This is a genomic window from Burkholderia sp. E168m23, from assembly GCF_016586125.1.
GTDB lineage: Bacteria > Pseudomonadota > Gammaproteobacteria > Burkholderiales > Burkholderiaceae > Burkholderia > Burkholderia orbicola.
On record NZ_BCPP01001663.1, the window covers coordinates 1 to 632 of the forward strand.

Annotated in this window: 1 protein-coding gene; it reads left to right on the forward strand. The window is 54.4% G+C overall.

What is annotated here, in order from left to right:
* Positions 1–118 precede the first annotated feature (118 nt).
* Positions 119–632: hypothetical protein (locus JMF90_RS39530; protein ID WP_201326596.1), on the forward strand; the 514-nt coding region annotated here is incomplete at its 3' end.

Consider the following 632-nt stretch of genomic DNA (forward strand, 5'->3'; position numbering starts at 1 on the left):
GGATGCGCCCTCTGACGCGGCCGACTTTCTGACTGAACGAGCGAAAGGATTGAACTGGACGCGCCAATAGCTTAGTGCGTGTTCTACCGTATCACCACAAATTACAAAGGAAACCGGAATGTTCGATCCAATGTTGCCGAATCGAGAGATGTTCATCCAGGACCCAGCCGGGTACAGCCTCTCCGGATGGAGCCGTTGGGCGATGCTGGCCGCAGCCCATGGTGCTGACGTCGATCCGACCAATGCTCCCAGCAGCGACGATCTAAAGAGTCCGATTTTGTGGCTGACTCAAGCCGAGGCGATGGCTCAGGCAGCGGTAACGCTCGTAAAACAGCAACCGAATTTCGACAACATGCCGACCGAACTGCGGGGAATTTGCGATTCTCAGTACTGCGCAGTCGCCCTCATGTTGGTTGGTTATAGCTTGGAAGTCTGCCTGAAAGCGATGATCATCCTCCGCGCAGGAGTTGCCGCGTACTCTGAAGCTGAGCGTGACCACAAGCATCACGAACTTCATCGTCTCGCGAATTTTATCGATGACCTCTCCCCCAAAGAACTAGCAACACTTGAACTTCTCACACACTTCGTATATTGGGCGGGCCGCTATCCCGATCCGGGCCAGAAGGGTATTT